The sequence below is a fragment of the Leptospira adleri genome, assembly GCF_002811985.1.
Classification (GTDB): Bacteria; Spirochaetota; Leptospiria; order Leptospirales; family Leptospiraceae; genus Leptospira; species Leptospira adleri.
The window spans coordinates 46,491-66,769 of record NZ_NPDU01000001.1; the positions used below are offsets into that span (position 1 = coordinate 46,491).

The 20,279-nt window shown below is 44.6% G+C and carries 15 protein-coding genes; 8 read left to right on the top strand and 7 right to left on the bottom strand.

Annotated features, from left to right (window positions below):
* Positions 1 to 987 precede the first annotated feature (987 nt).
* The 6 genes from CH376_RS00230 (at position 988) to CH376_RS00255 (ending at position 7,038) form a co-directional block, all read left to right on the top strand.
* On the top strand, positions 988 to 1,575 hold the full coding sequence (locus CH376_RS00230) for a WG repeat-containing protein (RefSeq protein WP_100785776.1): 588 nt from the start codon (positions 988 to 990) through the stop codon (positions 1,573 to 1,575).
* Between the two features lie 228 nt (positions 1,576 to 1,803).
* A complete protein-coding gene (locus tag CH376_RS00235) occupies positions 1,804 to 3,168 on the top strand; it encodes a Gfo/Idh/MocA family protein (protein WP_100785775.1) in 1,365 nt (454 codons plus the stop codon).
* Positions 3,169 to 3,179: 11 nt separating this feature from the next.
* The gene (locus CH376_RS00240; protein WP_100785774.1) at positions 3,180 to 4,901 is read left to right on the top strand and encodes an ABC1 kinase family protein; all 1,722 of its coding nucleotides are present in this window, start codon (positions 3,180 to 3,182) and stop codon (positions 4,899 to 4,901) included.
* Complete coding sequence (locus CH376_RS00245) at positions 4,898 to 5,446, top strand: lipoprotein signal peptidase (RefSeq protein WP_100785773.1); 549 nt, start codon at positions 4,898 to 4,900, stop codon at positions 5,444 to 5,446. Before CH376_RS00240 ends, CH376_RS00245 begins: the two co-directional genes overlap by 4 nt.
* Positions 5,447 to 5,450: 4 nt before the next feature.
* The gene (locus tag CH376_RS00250; protein WP_100785772.1) at positions 5,451 to 5,978 is read left to right on the top strand and encodes a cyclic nucleotide-binding domain-containing protein; all 528 of its coding nucleotides are present in this window, start codon (positions 5,451 to 5,453) and stop codon (positions 5,976 to 5,978) included.
* Positions 5,971 to 7,038 carry an AI-2E family transporter gene (locus CH376_RS00255; protein ID WP_100785771.1) on the top strand — a complete coding sequence of 356 codons (1,068 nt, stop codon included), beginning with the start codon at positions 5,971 to 5,973 and terminating at the stop codon, positions 7,036 to 7,038. The genes CH376_RS00250 and CH376_RS00255 overlap by 8 nt, the downstream gene beginning before the upstream one ends.
* A gap of 689 nt (positions 7,039 to 7,727) precedes the next feature.
* Here CH376_RS00255 and CH376_RS00265 read toward each other — a convergent pair.
* The 3 genes from CH376_RS00265 to CH376_RS00275 form a co-directional block, all read right to left on the bottom strand.
* The gene (locus CH376_RS00265; protein WP_100785769.1) at positions 7,728 to 8,246 is read right to left on the bottom strand and encodes a YcxB family protein; all 519 of its coding nucleotides are present in this window, start codon (positions 8,244 to 8,246) and stop codon (positions 7,728 to 7,730) included.
* A gap of 322 nt (positions 8,247 to 8,568) precedes the next feature.
* Positions 8,569 to 9,288 (bottom strand): carbon-nitrogen hydrolase family protein, encoded by a 720-nt coding sequence (locus tag CH376_RS00270; protein WP_100785768.1) that lies wholly within the window; start codon positions 9,286 to 9,288, stop codon positions 8,569 to 8,571.
* A 19-nt stretch (positions 9,289 to 9,307) separates the two neighbouring features.
* Positions 9,308 to 11,176 carry a hypothetical protein gene (locus tag CH376_RS00275; RefSeq protein ID WP_100785767.1) on the bottom strand — a complete coding sequence of 623 codons (1,869 nt, stop codon included), beginning with the start codon at positions 11,174 to 11,176 and terminating at the stop codon, positions 9,308 to 9,310.
* A 120-nt stretch (positions 11,177 to 11,296) separates the two neighbouring features.
* On the opposite strand from CH376_RS00275, the gene CH376_RS00280 reads away from it, so the two are divergent.
* Complete coding sequence (locus tag CH376_RS00280; protein WP_100785766.1) at positions 11,297 to 11,665, top strand: STAS domain-containing protein; 369 nt, start codon at positions 11,297 to 11,299, stop codon at positions 11,663 to 11,665.
* On the top strand, positions 11,662 to 12,402 hold the full coding sequence (locus tag CH376_RS00285) for an LA_1326/LA_4305 family lipoprotein (RefSeq protein ID WP_100785765.1): 741 nt from the start codon (positions 11,662 to 11,664) through the stop codon (positions 12,400 to 12,402). The genes CH376_RS00280 and CH376_RS00285 overlap by 4 nt, the downstream gene beginning before the upstream one ends.
* A 966-nt stretch (positions 12,403 to 13,368) precedes the next feature.
* Here the strand turns inward: CH376_RS00285 and ileS are convergent.
* The 4 genes from ileS to CH376_RS00315 form a co-directional block, all read right to left on the bottom strand.
* Positions 13,369 to 16,113, bottom strand: a complete 2,745-nt coding sequence (gene ileS, locus CH376_RS00295; RefSeq protein WP_100785763.1) for an isoleucine--tRNA ligase — start codon at positions 16,111 to 16,113, stop codon at positions 13,369 to 13,371.
* A gap of 7 nt (positions 16,114 to 16,120) precedes the next feature.
* On the bottom strand, positions 16,121 to 16,777 hold the full coding sequence (locus tag CH376_RS00300; RefSeq protein ID WP_100785841.1) for a leucine-rich repeat domain-containing protein: 657 nt from the start codon (positions 16,775 to 16,777) through the stop codon (positions 16,121 to 16,123).
* 16 nt (positions 16,778 to 16,793) lie between these two features.
* Positions 16,794 to 19,031 (bottom strand): phosphoribosylformylglycinamidine synthase subunit PurL, encoded by a 2,238-nt coding sequence (gene purL, locus CH376_RS00305; protein WP_100785762.1) that lies wholly within the window; start codon positions 19,029 to 19,031, stop codon positions 16,794 to 16,796.
* A 507-nt stretch (positions 19,032 to 19,538) separates the two neighbouring features.
* A complete protein-coding gene (locus tag CH376_RS00315) occupies positions 19,539 to 20,018 on the bottom strand; it encodes a hypothetical protein (RefSeq protein ID WP_100785760.1) in 480 nt (159 codons plus the stop codon).
* Between the last annotated feature and the right edge of the window lie 261 nt (positions 20,019 to 20,279).

Sequence of the window (20,279 nt, forward strand, 5' to 3'; positions counted from 1 at the left end):
TTTGGAAGATAAGAAGGAAACCGCCGATTCCTATTCTTAAAAAACAATCCAACACGGATCTTAAGATCCCTTTTCATTCCAAGCGGACTTGCACACGCGCGGTTAGGCGAACTTCGTATAAGCGAGTCGAGAATTCTGTGGGAACTCCTTGCGGAAGAGTTTTCTTTGTGCGATTAGGCGAACTTCGACAAGTTGACAAGGAAGAACTTTTGTCGGAGTTACGACAACACTTTGTCGAGGAAGACGGACTTGCACACGCGCGGTTAGGCGAACTTCGTATATGCGATGGAAGAATTCTGTAGGAACTCCTTGCGGAGGAGTTTTCTGTGCGGTTAGGCGAACTTCGTATATGCGATGGAAGAATTCTGTAGGAACTCCTTGCGGAGGAGTTTTCTGTGCGGTTAGGCGAACTTCGTATATGCGATGGAAGAATTCTGTAGGAACTCCTTGCGGAGGAGTTTTCTGTGCGGTTAGGCGAACTTCGTATATGCGATGGAAGAATTCTGTAGGAACTCCTTGCGGAGGAGTTTTCTGTGCGGTTAGGCGAACTTCGACAAGTTAACAAGGAAAGAACTCTTGTCGGAGTTACGACAACGCTTTGTCGAGGAAGGCGGACTCGCAGGCGCGGTTATACGAACTTCGTATATGCGCAATCGAGAATTCTGTGGGAACTCCTTGCGGAAGAGTTTTCTTTGTGCGGTTAGGCGAACTTCGACAAGTCGATAGAGAAGAACTCTTGTCGGAGTTACGACAACACTTTGTCGAGGAAGACGGACTTGCGGACACGCGGTTATACTAACTTCGCATATACGAGTCGAGAATTCTGTGGGAACTCCTTGCGGAAGAGTTTTCTTTGTGCGGTTAGGCGAACTTCGTATATGCCAATCGGCCAATCGAGACTGTTGATTACAAAAAAGAATACATGACAAAACGACAAAGGCCGGATTTTATCTTCTTATCCTGAAATCGCGCGCAAAAGGAGCATACATGAATCGGTTCTTTCTGAATCTAATCGCGTTCACAATTCTCATTTTCTTTTCTTTAGATTGCAAAAAACAATCACTGAGTTCGTTCGAAGAAAATGACAACTTTGGATTTAAGAATCAAGACGGGGAAGTGATCATTGCGCCGCAGTATTCTTTTGTTTATGATTTCAACGAGAAAGGAGTAACGCACGTTTTTGGGAAAGATGGATGGAGCTGCATCGATACGAAGAATCGAATACTCTTAATTCCGTTTCAATATGACAACGGTCCGGATCCATTTGTCGAAGGATTGGCGCGTTTTACGGAAAATAAAAAAATAGGGTTTTATGAGCCGGGTTGTAAAAAGGTTATTGAAGCAGAATATGACTTCGCGTTTCCTTTCGAGGACGATTTTTCCGTCGTTTGTTTGGGTTGTTTTTCCGTATCCATGGGCGAACACTCGACAATCGAAGGCGGACATTACGGCCTCATCGATAGAAAAGGTAAAGTTGTCATTCCTACGGAATATGATTCTATCTCAGTCGACCTAAGCAAAAAAACTGCGCGGGTCATCAAAGACAAAATGGCAAAAGACATTCCTATTTTTTAATATACTCTCAAAAATTACTTTTTTGCTTCTGAAATGGCTTGATTCGATAGATAAAATGTATGAGTTCCTACTTTTTCATCGAACCAGCTCCGAATCAAAGAGGAAACAACCGAAGCTCCCAAGAAAAAAAATGCTCTCGCAAAAAAGTAGGAACTCCTTCTTCGATTCGTTTTTCAGAACAAAATAACTCTTGATTCCAAGTCGGAACACCGAAATGCTTTGCCCACCATGATCCCCGTTCTACTCATCGGCCTCGGAAGAATCGCGTCCCTTCTGGAAAAGGATTCTCTTCGAAATCATCCCTGCACCCATGCCGGATCGCTCTTTTCACCTTGGGGGAAGAAGAAATTTTTTCTCGTAGGAGCGATCGATCCGTCGAAGGAACGAACGAAACAATTTTGCAAAGATTGGAATATTCCAAAAGAAGCATGTTTTTCCGATTTCAAAGACTGGTCCGCCTCGTTCCATTCTCCCCAAAACGGCAACGAACCGACGAAAAGCCGAAATTCCAAAACGGAACTTCGATTGAATTCTTCGGCTTTGAAAAAAGTTGTTCCGACCTCGACGGACATACGCACTTCTTCGAACACGACGACTTCCGACAAGAAGTTGTCCGTTCGTATCAGTTCCCACGAAAAAAGTAGGGACTCCAACGGGGACAAAGATATTTCAAACGTCGATCACAAACAAAAACGCGGGAACTCCAACGAGGACAAAAGTATTTCACAGAACGTCGATCAAAACCGAAAACGTGGGAACTCCAACGCCGCCTTTGTCCATTTCGAAATTCAAAATTGCCTCGTCGTAATCGCAACCCCCTCGGACACGCATTTCGAACTCGCGAAGACCGTGATTGGGTATGGATTCCGACATTTGCTCGTGGAAAAACCGGTCTGCCATTCTCTTCCTCTCGCAAAAAAACTCGCCAAACTTTGTCGCGAGACGGGGACGGATCTCCGGGTCAATCACGAGCGGCGTTATCACCCTCTCTACAAACAGGTTCGAAAGTGGATTCAAAAGGAAACCTTCGGCCCGGTCCGAACCATCCGCGCTTCCGTTCTCACTTCCGCCAGAAATCCGGGGCGTGCGATCCTGGATCAAACCGGCCCTCTCTTTCATGACGGAACTCATGCAGTGGATCTCCTCACTTGGTATCTCGGGGTCCCGGATCGGGTTCATTCCGTTCTTCGGTCGTACCCACATTCTCCCGTGGAGGAACAAGCGGTGGCGCTCCTTACGTATCCGAAAGGAGAAACGGTTTTTTTGGAGACGGGAGGAATGCGAAAATACTTCCAGTTTGAGTTGGACATCCAAACGGAATCGGCTCGATTTCTCGTAGGAAACGACGAGGTTCGATTCTGGAAATCCAAACCTTCCCGCAAATACAAAGGATTTAATAGTTTGACTCCGGTTTCAATTTCCGAAAAATCTTCCGCAGGCTCAAATCCGTTCCTCAACCTCTACGAAGCTCTTTTCCGACATCTCAGCGGAAAACCTTCCGAGATCACGGGAGACATGGAAGAGAATCTTCAGATTCTTACCATCCTGGAAACGATTCGGAAGAAAGCCGAAAAAAGAATCCTAGAGGTTTAGAATTTTTGTCCATGCTCGTTTCTTCCACAACCGGAACAGCCGAACCTCAGGGAACACAATCCTACAAAAGGCATAGTAGCGCCTGGAGATTCTGGAACGCGAGCGCATTTGTCTGGAAAAAGATCTGGTCTATATTCTGGTTTTTTAAACTGGGAAGAATCCTCTTCCCTTCTTATCGAAGCGAAGCCGTCCAAGAAAAATACTTTCGAAGTTTAGGAACGGACAGTCGGAATTTCTTCTTATCTATGGGCGGGGTTTATATCAAACTCGGTCAGTATCTCGGAAACCTCTCTCATATCTTTCCGGATTCTTTCACCGAGTCTCTTCAAGACTTGCAGGACAGAGTTCCGCCTCATCCGTTTTCGGAAATCGAAGAACGTTTTCGTTTGGAATTCGGAAAAGAAATCACAAAGGTATTTCCCGATATTCGAAACGTTCCGGAAGCCAGCGCTTCCACAGCACAAGTTCACGTAGCTTCGATCGGAGGACAAAAGGTCGCCGTTAAAGTTCTTTATCCTGGAATCGAAGCCCTCATCGCGAACGATCTCAAAAACATCCGCTCCTTTCTCAAACGGATCAACCGTTATCTCTTTCGTTTCGAATACAAAAAAGTCCACGACGAGATCAGCCGTCTTGTAACCAGGGAAACAGATCTCCAACTCGAAGCGGATTCTTACGATCGAATGAGAACCTTTTTTACCGATGAACCGGACTATGTCTTTCCAAAAGTCATCCGTCCATTTTCGGGAAAGAGCGTTCTTGTCACCGAGTTCATCGAAGGCGTCAAAATCACCCGCGCGACTCCCGTTCTCAAAGGACAAGCCAAGTCGAGACCCGTGGAACTTCTTGTGAGAGCGTATGTCCTCATGATCTTCCAATATCGTTTTTATCACGCGGATCCTCATCCCGGAAATCTGATCTACACGCCGGATGAAAAACTCTGCTTTATCGATTTCGGCGCCGTCGGAGAGATGGGAGCGAACGGAGTTTTCGCACTCAAAAAGATTTTTCTTTCCGCGATCAGCAAAGATTACTACGGGGTAGTTTCCGGTTTGGAAGACATAGGGGCCCTATCGGAAAACGCGGACCGGGACAAACTCGAAGAGGTGGTTCGTTATTCTTTGGAAAAACTGGGAAGATTTATCGCCGACACGGACTACTTTAAAAATCTTTCCTTGGACCAGATTCATACGAGAGAGGACGTCCTATTTCTCAAAGAGATCAATTCCAGTCTGAAAGAAATTTTTAGAATGATTCAGATCCCTGAAAATTTCATTTTCCTGGAAAGGGTATTGGGTTTACTGGTAGGGATCACCGCGATCCTGGATCCGTATAGAACCGTTTTAGATTACGGAGAAAAGCCGTTCCGGACGGTCGCCACCGGGAAAGAAGGCGGACTGGAGTCCCTTTTGTTAAACGAAGACAAAAATCTTTTAGGAAACGCACTTTCGATTCCCGGAGAATTTTATAAAGTACTCCAGAATATCAATCGGGGAAAACAGGGAATTCATCTTCGGGAAGTGGAACGCCATACCCGGAAGATGTATGTCCTGGGACATCAGATTCTCTATTCGGGATTCTTGATTGCAGGAATTCATTTCGGAAATTATTATCTCGAAAAAGGATTGGAGATGCAGAGCTGGGGATTTTTCGGAACCTCCGCCTTTTTCGGACTTGTACTCATCTATTCATTCTGGAAGAATAAACTTAAAAAGAAAGGAAACCCCTTGTGAAATATTTTGAAAAACGATTTTTAGATGTCTATCGTCCTCTGTATTTGGGGGTCATCTTTATCGGCGTAGTCTTGGATCTTCTTACGAAGTTTCTCGTGATTCTTTACTATCAACCGCATCGTTACGTGGAAGTTCTCGGAGACTTTTTCCGAATGACTCTTACGTTCAACACCGGTTTTGTTTTCGGCGCCTTCCAAGACAACGCGATTCCTTCCTTGGTTGCGACCGGAGTCGCGATCATCTTTTTGATCGGATACAGATGGAAGAATTTCGATCTCGGAAATCCTTGGGGTTGGAATCTCGTGATGGCCGGAGCGTTCGGAAACTTCCTCGACAAATTCTTCGTTAAGATTCCGGGAACCGGTTTTAGAATCGGATTTCAGCCCAACGCAGGAGAATACATCGGAGTCGTCGACTTCTTAGATTTCGACTGGCCGGACTTTTTGCTCTTTTCAAGATGGCCCGCGTTCAACGTGGCCGATTCCTGCGTCACGGTGGGACTCACGATTCTTATCCTAACGATGAAACTCGAAGAGGAGAAATAATTCTTTGAAAGCCTTGGATTTGCCCATCTGGAGAAAGATATTCAATCGAAAGGAAGCGAACAATAAGGAGATCATTCATTTTCTACGGGAGACGAGCGTCTTCGGAAGAATGAAAAAGAGAACCTTGATCGAAATCGCGAGAATGGTGCACGTCCGAGAATACCAAGAAGGTGAAACCGTCTTCAGACAAGGAGAAGTCGGAGCGGGATTTTATCTAGTCTACGAAGGTTCGGTCGTGATTCGCTCCGTGCGGGATGGAATCGAACTCGATCTCGCGCACCTCGACCAACACGCCTTCTTCGGAGAACTTTCGCTTTTTACGGAAGAAAGAAGAACCGCGAGTGCGATCGCGATGGAACATACGACGTTGCTCGGATTTTTTCAACCGGATCTAAAGGAAATCATCGAAACAAAACCGCGGATCGGAATCGAAATTCTCATGAGCCTCTCCACCGTCATCGTGGAAAGACTTCACAGAACGAACGGACTTTTGGAAAAAGCCTACTTTCGAGGAAAACAAAAGAATGCGTGATCCGGAAAGAAAAGAACTCTCCGAGTATTTTATTCGAATCAGTTTTTTTCTAATCGTGGCTTTTACGATCGTAGTTTCCTTATGGGGACTGCAACTTTTGGCGGTCCCGATCGTGATGGCCCTTTTGATTTTTTACGCGTTCAACGGAACGATCAACAATCTGGAAAGTATCGGAATCCCGAGAATCATTTCGATCGCGATTCTTATGATCGTCATCAGCATTCCTATTTACATCTTTATCAATTCCGTGGCCCCGCCGATCGTTTCGACTCTCAATCCGATTCTCAAAAACTGGAAACAGGACCTGGACGACGCTAAGTTCAAATATCTCACCGTGACGGTGAACCTTCAGTTCAACGAATTCCCCGCGAGCTGGAACGAAACCTTGAGACCGGACGAACTCATCAAAAAAATCGCCGAACTTATGCATGAACAGGTGAAAAGTCTGGTTTCCTACTTTCCGACTTTGATCGGTTATATGATCATCACTCCCCTCTTCGCATTCTTATTTTTGCTAAACGGAAATGGAATGTATAAGAATCTGATCTCTCTGATTCCGAATCGTTACTTCGAAATGGCACTCATGGTCACCTATAAGATCAACGAACAGATGACGAATTATCTCAAAAGTCTTATGATTCAGAGCGCGATCATCTGCGTGGTTTCGACGACTGGTTTTTATATCATCGGCCTTCCTTACTTTTATATCTTCGGTTTGTTTTTGGGAGTCGCAAATTCGGTGCCTTATCTCGGCCCGATCATGGGAGCGATTCCGCCTCTATTTTTCTCGCTTGTCATCGGAGGAAGCGCTGCGACGGAACTGATGACTTCGATTTTAATCGTAGTATTGATCGCGCAGATCATAGACAATTTCATCATACAACCGGTCGTGATTTCCGGATCGGTTTCTTTGCATCCGATCGTAGTCGTCGGCGCGGTGACCGTCGGCGGCGCCGCACTGGGTCTTGTGGGAATGTTGATCGCGGTGCCGATGGCCGCCATTTTAAAAGTTACGATCCAGACCTTTTACAGTTCGATGAAGGATCACAATCTTCTGTAGGAAATTTCCTAAAACCTGAAAGGACAAAAGAATCCTTTTTGTATGAGTTCCTACAGTTTACAACCTATCCCTTTTTTTTAGAAATTTTGAACCGTTCCGTATCATCTTAAGAAGTATGAGTTCCTACTTTTTAGGTTTTTGGGCATACCTTTGGTCCAAAACGGAATTTTTTTTTCTCGTTTCCTTTCTCCGAATCGAATTCTCACCTAAGAATTTCCATTGATCCGACATTTCGGACACGCCCGAAAAACCCTGGGCTTTTAAATTTTTACTGAACCGTACATTCTTTCTCTTTCTTTTAAAAACAAGGTTGGATTTGGCTCGAACTCCTTTTGGATGCGCCGATGGAAATTTTTTTTTCGAAGCAGATCGTTTTCCTTCCGTTAAAATGGAAAGATAATTTTGCTACTCGATTGAAATCAGAATTTACCGATCTATATCGGCGATTAACGACAAAAACGGTAAGCGGAGAATTTCCGACGGTCGCAATTTTTCTTCGAAAGGAAATGGATTTCACGCTCGATCCGTCTCGGAAGAACGAAGCTAAATCATCAGGCAGAATGGATCCGTTCGATTTTCTAACGTTACAATAAAATTGGAACAAAACGTCCATCATCGCGAGAAGATGATTCAAAACATCTTAACAAATCGCTGCCTTGACGCTTCGAAAAGATCCCTTTGCAAAATGTCTAAGCGATAAAACGTCTGATCTCTTTGAGAAATTCTTCTTTATCCGAATTTTGAAAAGAAGATCGGGGGATGATCAAGGCGCTCAAAGAAGAAACATACAGAAAAAGATAATCTTTTGTTTCGACAAGCTCGCTAATCGATCCTAACTTGAATTGAGCGGAGCTAAGCGAAGTCTCAAAAACGAGCAGATCGTCCGTTAACGTGATCTTTTGTTTTCCGATCATTCCTTTGTTCTCCTTTTCCCGAAGCATTTTATTTACGTTGCTTCTGAGTCTCCAAAAGTAAAGACGATCGAACAGAAAAAACCAAACGAAGGCAAATAAGAAAATCGGAATATTCAATAATAAAGAAGTTTCGTCTATTTGAGAACGATTCAAAAACCAAAAGACGAACAAGGTCCAAACCGGAATGATCAACTTGGCTATCATTCTTTTTCTTTTTGAAACCTTGGAATTCCGAAAATGATATTCGTTGAAGTTGATGATATCTTCCAAGGTCAGTTCGTAAGTGATTTGCATCTCATTTTTACCGGATGTTTTTTTGTAGAATTAGAATCGAAAATGAGATCTGAAAGCGGATCGTTTCCTTCAAAAAACAAGGGCAGACTCTTCCGTAATCCTATTTCGAACGGACTTAAAGCCCGATTTTAAGTTGTTTTCGAAAAAGCATCTTCTATGTCGGACAAATCGAACGTGCGTCGTTCCGACGAAAAGGTCTTCTTTCAATGAAATCCCATTCTTACGAGACCAAAATTACAAAACAAAGAGATCCTCTTATCGAAAAAGATCCCTATCGTAAACCGAGTTTCAAACTTTCATTTTTTTAAAGTTCGAAAAATATTTAAAAAAGTCCGTTCACTCCGTTGATCGTTACCGTCTTAATCACTTCCTTATCTTTTTCGGATTCAGCGACTTTCCAATTGACTCCGGAGGCCGTCGACAAAAGGCTTCTTCCGATTCCCGCGCGGCCTAAAGCGGAACCGACTCCGCTAACCCGCGCGATAAAAATTCCCGACTGAGCCGAAAGTTTCGCATAACGTTCCAAGTCCTGTGAATGTGAGGAGTCGGCTTCCAACACCGAATCGATATGAAACAGTAGATTTACGTTCTGGGATTTTAATTCTTCCAGTCGATTTGGGTTTTCGATTTCTTTTCCTGCAACGATTCCGAATCGAAAGCCGCTCATGATAAAAATGTCTTCCGATTCTCCGACGACCGCGGGTTTTTCAGAAGGCAACAATTCCCGCTTTTCATACCAATCCGCCACTACGACGTTCTGAATGATGGGAACCGAAAGTTTCAATTTTCCTGAATCGTCTTTTCTAAAAACGGAACCACCTATTATTACGCCCGCATAATATTCAGAAATCTGCAACAACTCGTCCGTCAAAACCTTCGCTTTCTCGGCGGAACCTTCGGGTGTGGATGAAGAATTATAAAATGGAAAATATTCCGGAAGAAGGAGAAAGTCCGATTTCTCCTTCGCCAGTTTTGATTTTTGTTCGTTTGTGATCGGTTGATTGAGATGTTTTTGAAAAAGAGTTACTTTTGCCGATGCCAATAATCGATACCTTCCTGATTTAATCCCCTAAGATGGAAGGATCCACTCCGAGCGAATCCGCATCCAGGTTTTCGGAAGAACCGACTTCTCCTTGAGCGCCGCCTCCGGGAATTCCAAGATCGGCCTCTCCGGATGCCGGTTGTTCGGTCTTAATTCCGAACTCTTTCTCCATTTCCTCGGCGGAAAGTTCGGTGACTCCTCCGAAAAGATCTCCGTTTTCGAGTCTTCCCGCAAGAGCGATCGCATAACAATAGGATTCCATAATACACTGTTTGATCGGTTTTTTATTGAGTCTTCTTTTGGATTCCATAAGATCGAAACTCATAAGCTCGTCCATATTAGTAACGATCTCTTTTTTCGATTTCATGTCCGCGATCAACTTTTCCAACGTTTCTCCGGTTTTTTCCACGAATTCCTTCACGGTAACTCTTACGTTTCGCGACTGCTGACTTCTTTTTGTTTCAAGCGCCGTCGTTTTTTTGGAGGCTTCGATGTAGTTGGCGCCGGGATTTTTAAGATGATTCTTTAGCTCTTTATAATATTGATCGTAGATTCTGAACTGTTCGATCGACGCCCTCGAAGTCTCATAGTGATCCACCATCCGCTCTCGATAGTCCACCTTAGCGCCGTTAACGATCGTCGGTTTGATTTCTATCTTCTTCGTAGTCATCACGAAGGAATACTCGGTGTCGAATTCTTTGAAGAACAACCAAGTTAGAAACGCCTTATCTGCGGAAGGAATCAGTTCGTATTCCCCCTTTGGATCGTGCTTTTTTCGAAGTTGATCGAGAGGGAGCATACGCATCAATTTCAAACCGTATTTTAACTCCTTGCTCAAAGAATCTTCCGGATTGACTTCTTCCTTCTTTTCCTCTTCTACTACTTCCTCTTCCGGCGCCGCGCCTCCGGAGATCTCGTCCAATTCCTCTCCCTGTTGTCTTTGTCCCGGCTTTTCTTCCGGGATCACTCCGATCACGGCTTCCATCGTATTGCTCAGAAGCGGGATATTCTTATTTTCGTTTCTAAGAACCACAAGATATAGTTTTTCAAACAAGGTTCCGTAGAGATAATCGAATTCTTGTAACGCTCTTTTCTTCTTCGTGTTGTAGATGCTCGAAGGTTTTCCTTCCAGTTTTTCAAGCGCCGCATAACCTAAGTTAACCGCTTTCACGTAACTTCCCTGAAACGGATAAACATAGTATAATTTTCTAAAGATCGAATAGATAGGATCTCTGACTCGGGAAATACTCACCGGAAGATCGGGAGCCGCGTTATGCGGTTCTATGACTTGGTTGACTTCGTTGTTGTCGTAGAGTTTGTGCATTCTTCCTAAGAGTTCTATATAAATCGGGTTTTGTGCGTCGAGTTCCTTCGCGATCTTTCCTGCATACGCCGGATTTCCGAGAATATCGTTTCCCACAAAGTTCAATTCTAAGATGGATTTTTTTCCGGAAAGATTGAACTCGGATAAAAAAGAAGGAAGGAGTTCCGAAGAGGAAAAACCCGTGACTCTTCCTAACCAACATTTGATTCGAACGGATAGACGGTTGATAAAGTTTCCCATCTCGTCTTCGAGGGCCTTTCTGTCTCTCGGAGCCGGTCCGCGGGAAACGGAACCGCCCTTTCCTCCGGAAACATTGGACGTTCCGGATCTTCCTCCGGAACCGCCGCCCGGACGGGAAGAAGAATCTCTTCCTCCCGCCTGACTTCTCTGGCCTTGACGAATATTGGGCTGACTGGTTTTACGTGCGGCTTCTTCTTTCTTTTTATCCTTATCGTTGACGACTTTACCGCCAGCGGACTGGAATTTATCGAACATTTCTTTTCTGGCCTTATCATCCAGATTGTTCACTCCGATGGAGCGTTTTGTTTTATCAAACTCAGCCATAATGCAACCTTGCAATCCCGCGTCTCAGTTCAAATTTGCAGTTCTGAGAAATAAATCAAGAAAGATACTGATTCATTTTACTTCTTGACAGACCTTTCTTCCGGGTGTTTTTTCGATCTGATGATCATCCGCAGCGAGATTCGAGAGAACCATATCGTTCTTAGCGTTCTTGAAGATATTCTGATGGATAATTCGAGGGATTTCTACTACGAATTCGAAGAATCCGTAAAAAGCAGCAGCCCCGAAATCATCAGTTTTTTCCTCGGCAAGGTCAAATTCATAGATTCTTCCGGAATCGGCATCATCATCAAAGTCAGAAATCAAATCCGTGAAAAAAACGGCACCGTGAACATATTCGGTCTCAACAAATCCCTAAACTCGGTGTTTCGGCTATCGGGCTTGGACAAAATTGTGAACCTTTATACGAACGACGAGTTTCTAAACAAGTATCCGATTTTTCAGGAGTTTGTGGATCAAAATTCTAAATGAAACTAATATTCAAAACTTTCTCCGTTTTTCTCATTCTCCTTTTTGTTCAATGTTCTTGGGTCCATGAAAGAGGAATTTTCTTTTGGTCGAAGAGTCAAAACCTCATCTATAATTCCGAAGAAGTCGCGTACTTTAAAATTTCTCCTTCCAAGGTCGATCAATTCGAGGAATTCGTTCCTCCGGGTCCGCTTTCTCATCCGGTGGATCTAAAACCGGAACAGTGGAAAGATCTTTTAGGAAATCTAAAGTATGTGAAAAAATCGTCCCTCGGTTTTTTTACGGATCACGTTTTTTCTGACGGAGAATTAGAGATCATCGCAAGAGATCTTCCTCATGTTATAAAATCCCTTCCTGAAAATAAGATCCTCGTTTTGATTACGAAATACGATGACATTCAATCCGTGATCTCGACGGAAGAATTGACCACCGCCCTTATTTGGGGCGAGAAGACGAAGGTGAACGTCGTTTTCGGAAAAATCAAAAGGGAAATCATCGATAAGAATGTCGGTTTAGACTTTGCTCTTTGGACCGATATCAGACAGATCTATCTCACAAACGTTTCGGACGGAACCGAGATTTCGGATAACGGAGCCGTTCAATTTCAAACCGTAAGAAACGTTCCCAATCGTAAATGGGTCGTTTTCAATTTGGATCAAATGGATCAGTATAAGTTCAAACCGAGAAAGAGAAACGAGATTCGAAAACTGACGGACGAGAATGACCGGCCGGGCGGTTGATTTTTTTTTCGTTCTTTCCTTTCATTCTTCGATCCCTATTGTTCCTAAACGGGAGATTTCCAAAAAAGAGAATCTCTCGCTTTGATTTTTTTTCCCGACGAATTCCGCGTAGCCCGCTCAATTATCCAATTCTTCGAGAAAAACTTGTTTCCATTTTTTGAATGTGATTTTTTTAGAGATCGTTTCCAAAGAGATGGTCGAGGCGGGCAATCTTTTCTTTAGAGCGTTGATTTGTCGGTAGAAGTTTTCGGCTTTGTCGAGAATTTAGGAAACTTGTGTGAGTTCCTACTTTCTTAGGTTTTCAGATCTAATTCTTAGCCAACTTAAAACGCTCTTTCTGATAAAAGTATGAGTTCCTACTTTTAGAAAAGCCTCTTCCTCGAACAAAGAATGTGTGAGTTCCTACTTTTAGGAGAATCCCAATTTCCGGGTTTAGCCTCGATCGTCCGAAAAAGCAGGAGTTCCTACTTTTACTTTTAAGAAAAGATTCGGCTCTTTTTTTTAAAAATTCTAAGATCGTTTTGTAAAACCAAACTTCTGCCCCCGAATGAAAGTATGAGTTCCTACTTTTTCATAGAAGAATCCAAAGATAAGTCCATGAAAGAAACGCAGGAGTTCCCACATCTTTCAATCCTCTGTGAAATCTTTCTGATCGTTTTCTCGGAAACGGGAATGCTGACCCTTCTTCCGAATCCGTTGCCCAAATGCAAAAGTGAAAGTTACCGCCGATTTGAAATATTCTCCGACAGGTTTTCGAAGTTTCGTTCCTTTGAATGACGTTTAGCATTCAGTCCAAGAGCTCTTTAGAAAATCGCGGGAACTCCAGCGTTTTCACAAAAGATCGGAAACTCAATCTGAAAGGATAGATCGGGTCCGGGCTGAATCAGGATTCATTTCCCGGCGAGGGGGTAGCGAAAAACGCGGACGCGTTTGCAGCGAGGGGGAAACCTCCCCCTCTTTGATTCCTCAACCTACTACGGATTTACAACGACCGCAGAGATCCCCTTCTTTCGCGATATCTTCGGTATGTCTCCAACAACGCGGGCATTCCGCTTGGGACGGTTTTAAAACCTTAACGGAGAATTTTTCGTTTTCGTGAGCAGACAATACTTCCAGCTTCGGATTGGACTCGTGGACCTGAGAAACGACGAAGAGGAGTTCCAACGTTTCTTTCGGCAGGAATGTCGTCAGCTTCGATCCGTTCTTCGGAAGAATCTCAAGTCCGGCTTCCAAAGATTTTCCTATCTTTCCTTCCTGTCTCGCGATCTCGAGCGCTTTCTGAACGGCTTCTCTTGCCTGCAACGCGGATTCGAACTTCTCTTCGAGCGCGGAGTTCTTCCAAAGTTTTAGATCGGGAAACGTCTGTAAAAATACGGATTCCTTTTTCCCGTTGGAAGCCCAGACTTCTTCCGCGGTGAAACTCAAAATTGGCGCGGTTAAAATACATAACGTTTCCAGAATGTGTTGCAACGCCGTCGCCGAGGATTTTCTCGTCTTAGAATCTCTTGCGTCGCAGTACATCCGATCCCGGATCATATCAAAATAATCCTGAGACAAGGTTACGGTGCAGAATAAAATTAGTTTTTGATAGATCTGATGAAACTGATACGATTCATAACTCGCACTCGCGTCCTCCACGAACTGCGCGAGTTTGGAAAGATAGAAACGATCGATCTCTTCGAGTTCTTCGAAAGGAAGATTTTGTTCGGAAGTATGACCGTCCAAATTTCCCAAAAGATAACGGAATGTGTTTCTGATCTTACGATATTGCTCGGATACGATCTTATGAGCTTCCTTTCCGACCCTGATATCGTCCCTGAAATCCAAAGAGCTAACCCATAAACGGAGAATATCCGCTCCGTAAACTTGGATGACGTCGGTCGTAGGATCGATTCCGTTACCGAGCGACTTGGACATAGGATGTCCTTTTTCATCCAAAACGTAACCGTGGGTTAGGACCGTCCTGTAAGGTGCGATTCCCCTAAGAGCCATGGACGGCCATAAAGAAGATTGAAACCAACCCCTGTGTTGGTCCGATCCTTCGAGATAAAGATCCGCAGGAGGTTCGCCGTTTCTTTCGTTTAACACCGCAAAGTTGGAAACTCCCGAGTCGAACCATACGTCCAAAATATCGTTTCCTTTTTTGAAGGAATCGCTTCCGCATTTTTCGCACTTCGCGTCCGCGGGAAGAAGGTCCTTTGCTTTTTCGGAATACCAGATCTCGATTCCTTTTTCACGAACCTTCTTTGTAAAAAATTGTATCGATTCCGCATCGATATGAGTTTCACCGCAGGCTTCACAACTGAACGCGGGAATCGGAACTCCCCAATTTCTCTGACGAGACAAACACCAATCCGGTCTTGTCTCGACCATAGATCGAATTCTAGTGATCCCCCAATTCGGAATCCACTGAACTCCGTCGATCGCTGCGAGAGATTTTTCCCGAAGGTCGTTGAAGTCCATCTTGAAGAACCACTGCGGAGTCGCGCGGAAGATCAGAGGTTTTTTACTCCTCCAGCTATGAGGATAAGAATGTTCGAACTCGCTGTGATGAAAGAGAAGCCCCTTGTCCTTCAGGAGTTGTATGATGAGAGGATTGGCGTCGAAGACCTTGGTTCCCTGCATCAACGGAAATTCATCCGTATATTTTCCGTAGTCGTCCACGGGCGAGAACGGTTCTAGCCCGGCCGCGAGTCCGACCTTATAGTCGTCTTGTCCGTGTCCGGGCGCCGTGTGAACACAACCGGTTCCCGCTTCCAGAGTCACGTGATCTCCAAAAAGAGGAATTCCTATCCGATCGATAAAAGGATGTTGAAACTTTAGAGACGCGAGTTCGTCCGTAGTGATCGGTTTCACTTTTGTCAACGAGAACCCGGTCGCATTGGTGACGTTTTCTGCGAGTCCGTCCGCGAGAATTAACTCCTCTCCGGACTCCGTTTTAAAAATAGAATATTCAATTTTTCTGTTAAAACAAATCGCAAGATTCGCGGGAAGAGTCCACGGAGTTGTTGTCCAAATCAGACAGAAACGATTTTTTTCTCCGACCACGGGAAACTTCACGTAGATAGAAGGAGAAACGTGAGGATAGTATTCGATCTCGGCTTCCGCGTGCGCAGTCGCCAAATCGATCGACCAATAGACCGGTTTTTTTCCGCGATACACGTATCCTTTTTGAAAAAGATCCCCGAATACTTCCACGATCCTCGCTTCGAAATCGGGAGACATCGTTTTGTAGATTCTTCCTTCTTCCCAAAAACAGAGAAACCGGCTCAAGTCCTCGCTCTGTTTTCCCACGAATTCCTCCGCGTAATTTCTGCAGAGTTGTCTCAGCTCTTCGGGTCCGGTTTCGCGGGCTTTTTTTCCGAGATTCTTCAATACCTGAACTTCGATGGGAAGTCCGTGACAATCCCATCCCGGGATCATGTCCGTATAAAATCCGGCGAGAGCCTTGGACTTTACGATCGTATCCTTTAAGATCTTATTGAGAGAATGGCCCAAGTGAAAATTTCCGTTCGCGTACGGAGGACCGTCGTGAAGAATGAATTCTTTTTTTCCCTTTCTCTGCTCCCTCATTTTGCGAAAGATCTGACCCGACTTCCAAGCCTGGATCTGCGCTGGTTCTCTTTTTGCAAGATCCGCCTTCATCGGGAAATCGGTCTTTGGAAGCAATACGGTGGAAGAATAAGGATTTTCTTTTTGTGTTTCGCTCATATAATTATCAATAATCGATTTTTGTTTTAGGAAGAATCGTTTGGAGTTTATCCGCGTCTTCTCCTTTGAGTGAGGTTTTTTTAATATTCAATCTTTTTAAACGAGTTAGATTTTTAAGTTTCGCGTAATTGGTAGGCAAGGATTTGATTCCGGAATTCAGGTTCAAGTCCAACTCTTCCAAGTTGGAAAGACTCGCGAGAATATCCACGTCCGCTTCCGTAAGAGTCAGTTTGTTCTGATCCATATAAATCGTTTTGATCTCGGGTAAAAATAGAAGCTCGGAAGGAAGATTGGTCAGATCGTTGTTTCCCGCGAGAAGCACTTTCAAATTCTTTAATTTAGAAAGCGCGGATGGAAAAGTTTTTAGGTCGTTTCCGAAAACGTTGAGCTGTTCCACACTCTTACAATCTCCGAGGGAATCCGGAAGAGAGGCCAAGCTGTTAAGACGAAGATCCAGACGTTTCAGATTGGGAAATTTACAAACCCCTTCGGGTATCGAAGTCAATTTCTGCATTCCCAAATCGAGAACCGCAATCGAATCGGCGTTTGCGTTCGCCTCGTTTAATATTTCTTCCGTATTCTTTTTGCAAGTCTCTAAGAAGAGAAAGATTACGGAGAGAATCAGAATCGAGGTCCGCTTTTTTTTTGAGAGAAAAAACTTCATTCTTTCTTTTCCTTTTTTAGAGTGCAAATACGGCTTCCAAGCCGTTTTCATAGGGCTCGGTCAATTGATCCAAAGAAAGACGGATTCCCTCTTTTTGAAATTCCAGAGTTCCGCTCGTATTCGTTTTTCCGACCGAATAGAACTTCAGCCCGGCCGCCTTGGTTTGTTTTTCGATCTCCTCTTTCTGAGAAGGCGAAAAACCCACGAGGACCGAAGTGGAAGTTTCTCCGAAAAGGGTCGTATCGAGTCGATCCTGTTTCAGAGAAGTTAGGTCGGCGGAAATTCCGAGACGGGAAAAAAGAACGGTCTTGGAAAGTGCGATCGCGATTCCTCCCAAAGAAAGATCTCTCGCCGATTTCAAATGTCCTTTCTCGTTTAAGGAAAGAATCAATTCGCAGAGAGCGGATTCTTCTTTGATATCGAGTTCGGGAATGGACCCATTGACTTGTCCGTGAATTTTTTTCAGGTATTCGCTTCCTCCGAGGGAAGGACGGAAATTTCCGAGAACTGCGAGTTCTATGCCCGCCTCTTTCGGGAAGTTGGAAATAAGTTTCGTTTTGTCTTGGAGGATTCCCACCATTCCGATCGTAGGGGTCGGAAAGATAGGCCCTTCCGGAGACTCGTTGTAAAAGGAAACGTTTCCTCCCGTGACCGGAAGTTCGAGAAAACGACAGGCGTCCCCCATTCCCCGAATACATTCAGAAAACATATAGTAGTTTTCCGGAATATAAGGATTTGCGAAATTAAGATTGTTTGTCACTCCGAGCGGACGAGCCCCGGTGACGTAGACGTTTCTGGCGGATTCGCAAACGGCGAACTCGGCCCCCTTGTAAGGATCGAGATAAGTGTATCTGGAATTACAATCGGTCGCGGTAGCAAGGGCTTTGTTCGTATCCGGAATCGAAGAAAGTCCTCCGTCGAGTCCCGGTCCGATGAGTTTGACGAGTCCGACTTCGCTGTCGTACTGTTCCGTGATCGGTCTTCTGGAACAGACGTTCCAAGAGGAAAGAATTCTGATAAGAACTTCGGTCGCATTCTTTCCCGCGGTTACGTCCGCAAGAGAATCCGGTTTCCAGGATGTTACCGCGTCCAGATAGGAAGGACGTTTGGTTTCGCGTTCGTAACGCGGAGCCCCTCCGCCTAACACGAGACAGTCGGCTGGGATATGGGCCTTGCGGATTCCTCCCATAAGAATTTCGATAAAACCGTCTCCGGTGATTTCGCCGATTTGAACCGCATTCAAATTCCATTTTTCGAATATAGATACGAGTTCGGTTTCTTTTCCCTTTTTAGGAACCACCAACATTCTTTCTTGGGATTCCGAGAGCATCGCTTCGTAGGCGTTCATTCCCGTTTCTCGAAAGGGAACAAGATCCAAGTTGATCTTCATCCCGGTTTTTCCCTTCGCGCTCATCTCCGATGTCGCGCAGGAAATTCCAGCCGCGCCCATGTCTTGAATTCCGACCAAAAGTCCTTTCTGAATCGCTTCGAGACTCGCTTCCATAAGAAGTTTTTCCATAAACGGATCTCCGACCTGAACGGCCGATCGTTTGGACTCGGATTCTTTGGAAAGATCTTTCGATGCGAAAGAAGCTCCGTGGATTCCGTCCCTTCCGGTCGTAGCTCCTACGATATAAACCGCGTTTCCGATCTGTCCTCCGGTCGTCGCGCTCGCCATCTGATCGTGACGGACGATTCCGACGGTCATCGCGTTCACGAGAGGGTTTTTGGAAAAACATTCATCGATAAAAAGTTCTCCGCCCGAGACTGCGATCCCGAGAGAATTTCCATAATCGCCGATTCCTTTTACGGCGCGGGAAAGAAGATATTTGTTTCTCGGTTCGTCCGGATTTCCGAAGCGGAGAGAATTGAGAGAAACGATCGGACGGGCGCCCATCGTAAAGATATCCCTCATAATTCCACCGACTCCGGTCGCGGCGCCTTGATACGGTTCGACGGCGGTCGGATGATTGTGACTTTCGATCTTAAAGACGACGGCGAGTCCGTCTCCGATATCCATCGCGCCTGCGTTTTCTTCTCCGGCTTTGGCGAGGAGTTTGTCCGAAGAGGTAGGGAGCGTCTTCAATTTTAGAATCGAGTTTTTATAAGAACAGTGTTCCGACCACATTGCGGAGAAAATTCCGAGTTCGGTGGAGTTCGGGATTCTTCCCAGGATATCCTGGATTTTTTGAAATTCTTCTGCGGTTAGCCCGTGTTCCAGGGCATCTTGTAAGGAGACGGCGTCTTTTTCCATCGATTGTCAGTATTTTTTCAGAGTCGCACTCTGAAAATCAAATATTCCCGGTAAATCGCGGGTGCAGGAGTTCCTACATTCTCTTAGAAAGAATTCCGTTCGCAACAAGAAGAACCAAGTCACTCAGAAATCAAAATTTTGTGAGAGTTCCCACACCAAAAGAAAGGACGTAGATTTCGTCGAACTCGGCGTTTTCGTTTTTAAGTCTTCCATGGGAGTTCCTACGTTTTCAATGGAAATCGGCCTTTGCAAAGGCCGAGGGAGATCCGACCATTCCAATCCTCTAAAAGAGGATTCTTCCAAAACGAGAGATTGAATCCGGGAAAACATTCCCGGAGCACCGAGCCCCGGCGACCCTCAAAAAGTAGGAACTCATACTTTTCAAAGCCGGGAAAGTCCGGGTCGGAACCCCTGCAACTGTTTTAGGATAAGAATTCAGAACGAAAACAAAGTGCGGAAGGAAAAAAACCGGCAAAGAATACGAACGTAGGAACTCCTACAAAAAGTTCAGTTCTTTCGTTCGCTCGTAAATTCTTCCAACTCCTTCACAAAATTCTTAGAATCACCTCGGATGGAATTCAAATCGATGAGGAAGTATTGGATCGCGTGAATCCTCACTTTGAGAAACAGATAGTGCTTTTTGGGAACAATTTTCAACAACTCGCTCGGAAGAATTTTGAGTTCTCCTTTTTCGTCCGAAATTTTCAATTCTTCTTTCGAAATCGAAATCGTCCCGACCGTGTTTTGGAAATGAATTCTCCTTAAAAAAACGAAAGGTCTCACGATATAATAAGCCCCGAGGATTCCGAAAAACAAAGGGATCAAATAGCGATCCGTATTCTTATAAAAGAAAAACTCGAAAGCGGAAATGATCAAAAGAAGAATCGGCAGAAACCTTCTCTGAAACCAGAGGACCGGTCTGTTGTAGTAACCGAATAGATAATTTTTCTTCTGCGTTTTGATATCCAGTTCATAAGAATATTCCACAAGGACCTCCGTGGTTTTGCCGTTCCAAAGACGGCAGCGTTAGGTTCAACACTTCGATTTCATTTTTTTGCAAAAGAATCTTATCAAACACATTCAAAAAGAATCATGTTTTACGGAGACGGAACGGATTCGGTCGCAATCGGATTCGATCCCCGAAAGTTTTTCCCATTCGACCTTCGCCTTCCGAATTCAAACCGAGGAGAAATTCTCCGAAGTTTTCATGCCCAAGCCGAACCGAAAAAAAATTCTCAAAAGAGAAGA

Coding starts and splice junctions, on each gene's coding strand:
- CH376_RS00230 (WP_100785776.1), top strand. CDS start 988: ATGAATCGGTTCTTTCTGAATCTAATCGCGTTCACAATTCTCATTTTC.
- CH376_RS00235 (WP_100785775.1), top strand. CDS start 1,804: ATGATCCCCGTTCTACTCATCGGCCTCGGAAGAATCGCGTCCCTTCTG.
- CH376_RS00240 (WP_100785774.1), top strand. CDS start 3,180: ATGCTCGTTTCTTCCACAACCGGAACAGCCGAACCTCAGGGAACACAA.
- CH376_RS00255 (WP_100785771.1), top strand. CDS start 5,971: ATGCGTGATCCGGAAAGAAAAGAACTCTCCGAGTATTTTATTCGAATC.
- CH376_RS00265 (WP_100785769.1), bottom strand. CDS start 8,246: ATGCAAATCACTTACGAACTGACCTTGGAAGATATCATCAACTTCAAC.
- CH376_RS00275 (WP_100785767.1), bottom strand. CDS start 11,176: ATGGCTGAGTTTGATAAAACAAAACGCTCCATCGGAGTGAACAATCTG.
- CH376_RS00280 (WP_100785766.1), top strand. CDS start 11,297: ATGATCATCCGCAGCGAGATTCGAGAGAACCATATCGTTCTTAGCGTT.
- CH376_RS00285 (WP_100785765.1), top strand. CDS start 11,662: ATGAAACTAATATTCAAAACTTTCTCCGTTTTTCTCATTCTCCTTTTT.
- ileS (WP_100785763.1), bottom strand. CDS start 16,113: ATGAGCGAAACACAAAAAGAAAATCCTTATTCTTCCACCGTATTGCTT.
- CH376_RS00300 (WP_100785841.1), bottom strand. CDS start 16,777: ATGAAGTTTTTTCTCTCAAAAAAAAAGCGGACCTCGATTCTGATTCTC.
- purL (WP_100785762.1), bottom strand. CDS start 19,031: ATGGAAAAAGACGCCGTCTCCTTACAAGATGCCCTGGAACACGGGCTA.